The following is a 4,080-nucleotide window of genomic DNA, read 5'->3' on the forward strand; positions in this document are numbered from 1 at the left end:
CGTAAATCAATCCGCCAATTCCGAAAGGTAGTGTCAACAAGGCTTCCACTACATGCAATACACCCAATTCAACTTCATGGAATACCGGGCCAATGAAGAACAGCGCAATAATCAGTCCAAGAAGCAATGTCAAAAACGGGGTAATAATCAAGTCCAAAGAATCCGGAATTTTCCGCTTCAATGCACGTTCAATTTTTGAACCGATGATGCCCGTGACAAAGGCCGGCAATACCGATCCCTGATACCCGACAACTTTGATGAAACCGAAAAACACTAAAGGCTCAGCTGCTTGTTGTCCTACCGCATAAGCATTCGGCAGTACGGAACTGACTAACATCAAACCAAGTACGATCCCCAATATGGGCGTTCCACCAAATATTCTGAACGTCGACCAGGCCACCAAAGCAGGCAGAAAGGCGAAAGCCGTATCCGTCAAAATTTGTGTGAACAATAAAAATTGCTGCGGAATATCGCTTGGACTCAAGCCGATAAGTCCCAGGATTGCTTCCTGTGTCACTAATCCTCTGAGGCCCATAAATAATCCTGTCGCCACCAATACAGGGATGATCGGGACGAAGACATCGCCAAAGATCCGAATTGCGCTTTGGAAAGTCATTTTTTGATCTTCTTGCGAATCAGCTGACGCCTGACTTCCAGTATTTTCAACTAAAGGCGCAAATTCGTCGTAAACCTTGTTCACAAGCCCGGTCCCCAGGATGATCTGATATTGACCAGAATTATAGAAACTGCCTTTGACTTTGTCGAGGGACTCGATCCCTTCGACATTGATTTCCTCTTTGTCGTTTGTTATGATGCGAAGTCTCGTTGCACAATGCGCGACCGACTTCACATTCTTTCTTCCCCCAACAAGTGCCAATATTTTTTCTGCAAGTTCTTTGTTATTCATTAGACTTCCTCCTTATACGAATAATAATCGATTGAGCCGTTTTCTTGTAGACCCCTATAAGAAATATCGCGCTGTTCTTCTTCACAAAAGTAACGCATGGAGAATACTTTTTCACCTTTATTCATAAAAATTTCCATAGCTGATGAATCGTTGAATATTTGGATTTCAAATAGTTTGGGAATGTGCAGCTCCTTTTGTTCACGTTGGCCGGAAACCCAGTTTATGCGACTTATGACCAATTTGGATCTGCCATCAAAACGGATGACAGTATTCCCATTATTCATGGATATTTCTAATGGGGTCGTTTGATTGACGAGTTGTATATGTAACTCGTAAGCCGCGCTGTCAGAAAGAAAAGCAGCAGTGGTTTCGGTTGACGTATTTCGTTTCTTCCTCAGCATTTTCAACTCTTCCAACGGCCGTTGATAAAGACGATCGTTTTCCCAAAATAGTTCCCTTGGGATCGTAAGGCAATGCAAGTAATTGAAAGCTGTTGTTGGGCAACCCTTTTCTTCTGCTTCATCCATCCGGGACATCCACCCGACCACAATTCTTCTGTTTTTTTCATCAACAAAAGACTGCGGAGCGTAAAAATCAAACCCTTCATCTATCAAAATAATATCGCTCTCTGGGCGAAAACGCTTGTTATTTTTTTCAAAAGTTCCCACAATATAACCCGCATAGCTGGAAATGTTCTCGTTTCCATTTAATAGCGAAGTTCTTTTTTGGGGACAAACCACCAAAATTTCAGCATCGCCCAATTGAAAATAATCTGGACATTCGCACATTTGATCTAACGTTTGTTCCGAATAGAAAGCCCCTTCATATTTCCATTCTTCTAAATCAGTTGAGCTGAACAAATTGATGGCACCAACTTGTTCAATTGTCTGCGCTCCTACAATCATCCACCACTTCCCATCCGACTGCCACACTTTTGGATCTCTGTGATGCTCTGTAAAACCATTTGGCGTTTCAATTACCTTTTCGCTCTTGATGAACGTGCAGCCATTCGAGGAACAGGCCATTCTTTGATAGGTTTTTCGCGTTCCGTTGTTCTTCGTGTTGCCAGTATAGAAAACATACAGCTTATTGTCATGTTCAATGGCACTTCCGGAATAGACGCCATCGCTGTCTTCCTTGCTGTCGGGCAGTAGTGCTGAACCCAAATGATCCCAATTGTTCAAATCCGACGAAGTAAATGCTCCCCATTCCTTGTAGCCGTGATCCAAACCAAACCTATTCCATTGATGGAAAAAATAATATCTCCCTTGAAATTGAATAAGCCCATTCGGATCGTTCAAGAGTCCTCGATCAGGTTCCAGATGAAAGAGATTCCGATATGGATTTTCCTTAATGATAATCACTCCTCTAATCAAATTAACAAACTGAAATTATGCGCTTTCATTCGTTCTTGTTAGATACATAATACCAGAGCTTGCCTCAAATAGAATATGGAAAAAATACAGAGGTATATGGAAAATTCTAATATCAAGATAGCCATTGAGAGGGATGTATGTATAATGAAACCATGGATAAAAATAATAGAGAGTACACCGATAAGTTCACAGATTTTTCAAAAAAGAGCATCTCGGATTTCATTCTTTACAACAGTGGGATTGAATATTGTGAAGCTGGGTACAGCTACGGGCCAAAGCGCAGAGATTATCACTTTATTCATTTTGTTAAGGAGGGCAAAGGCTCACTGGAAATCAATGATAAAAAGTTTGAGGTTCATGAGAATCAACTCTTTATTGTCCCTGCAGGCGAAATTTCTACCTATACCGCCGCTATGGATTCGCCATGGAAATATTCCTGGATAGGCTTTCTGGGTATCCAATCGCATAATTATGTCCAAATGCTTATGCAATCGAGTGAAGAACATTTTGTTTTGGACTGCGCGGATGCCGAATTGTATGAAACCAAAATAATGAAGATCATCGATATGTCCAACGATGACAGCACCGCTTCTTTCTTAAAGATCAATGGGGTTATGTATGACATCATCGGAACCCTGCTCGAGGAATGCATCAAACATTCAAACACCAGCTACTCCTCATCGGTTTCATCGAAAGCAGTGAGATATATGGATTTGCATTATCATGACGATATCCATATTTCTGATATCGCTGACTTTGCGGGCATCCATCCGAGCTACTTGGCGGGAGTCTTCAAATCCGAAATGGGAATAAGTCCAAAAAAATACCTGACAAATTTAAAAATCAACAAAGCAAAAGAGTTGCTGATAGCTACGGAAGATCCGATTAACATCATCGGCAGCTCCGTAGGTTTCAGCGATGCCCTTTCATTCTCAAAATTCTTCAGAAAAGAAACAAGCCTGTCACCATCCCAATATCGAAAGGATTACAAAAAATGAACAAACAGATGATTGTATACGATGATCAACGGCAAGTCTTCCACCTTATGAACGACAACATAAGCTATGTCTTTGAGATTATTGAGGATACTTACTTGGCGCATCGCCACTGGGGAAAAAGGATTGAATCCTATTCTTTTTCGAATAAGCCGAAATTAAAAAAACGGACATTTGCAGCCATGAATATTCCCGAACGCCCTGAATTCTCGCTTGAGTACGTGCCTCTGGAGGTTAGTTTCCCTAACCAAGGCGATTATCGTGAACCTTCCGTGCAGATAAGAATGGGCAATGGCTATACCGTCAGCCGCTTTTGCTATGAAAAGTTTGAAATTTCAGACGGGGCACCTGAACTCACTGCCTTTCCGCATGCACGAGACATAACCGCTTCCGACTCTCAAACACTGACCATTCATTTGGTCGATCCTATTTCAAGCATCCGCTTGTTGCTGTTTTATACGATTTTTGAGGATGCAGACGTCATCATCCGGTCAAGCAAAATCATCAACGAGAGCCGTTCAAGTGTGATGATCGAAAAGCTGTCCAGTGCCTCAATTGATATGCGGTACGATGGTCAGTTGAGCACCACTTTTTATGGGACACACCAAAAAGAATATCAATTGAACCGTCAACCGATCAGCCATGGGAAGTTTTCTGTCGGCAGCAACCGCGGCGCAAGCGGACCTCAATACCCGCCCTATCTCTCGATTTCTAAAGATGCCACAGAATTTGCCGGTGACGTACACGCAATGACCTTGATCTACAGCGGCAACCATCTGAGTAATCTTGAAAGGGATCAGTA

At 42.3% G+C, this 4,080-nt stretch carries 4 protein-coding genes; 2 read left to right on the forward strand and 2 right to left on the reverse strand.

Annotation, left to right across the window (positions count from 1 at the left end; genetic code table 11):
* Together WBV27_RS08520 and WBV27_RS08525 are read right to left on the reverse strand one after the other, a co-directional pair.
* On the reverse strand, positions 1-907 hold a 907-nt coding region (locus tag WBV27_RS08520; RefSeq protein WP_424201177.1), incomplete at its 3' end, for a PTS transporter subunit EIIC.
* The gene (locus WBV27_RS08525; protein WP_424201179.1) at positions 907-2,271 is read right to left on the reverse strand and encodes a glycoside hydrolase family 32 protein; all 1,365 of its coding nucleotides are present in this window, start codon (positions 2,269-2,271) and stop codon (positions 907-909) included. The genes WBV27_RS08525 and WBV27_RS08520, both read right to left, overlap by 1 nt.
* Positions 2,272-2,420: 149 nt before the next feature.
* On the opposite strand from WBV27_RS08525, the gene WBV27_RS08530 reads away from it, so the two are divergent.
* The gene (locus WBV27_RS08530) at positions 2,421-3,281 is read left to right on the forward strand and encodes an AraC family transcriptional regulator (RefSeq protein ID WP_086629190.1); all 861 of its coding nucleotides are present in this window, start codon (positions 2,421-2,423) and stop codon (positions 3,279-3,281) included.
* A partial coding sequence (locus tag WBV27_RS08535) for a glycoside hydrolase family 36 N-terminal domain-containing protein (RefSeq protein ID WP_424201182.1) occupies positions 3,278-4,080 on the forward strand: 803 nt, incomplete at its 3' end. The genes WBV27_RS08530 and WBV27_RS08535, both read left to right, overlap by 4 nt.

Origin of the sequence: Trichococcus sp., from assembly GCF_049589555.1 — a bacterium.
Lineage (GTDB): Bacteria > Bacillota > Bacilli > Lactobacillales > Aerococcaceae > Trichococcus.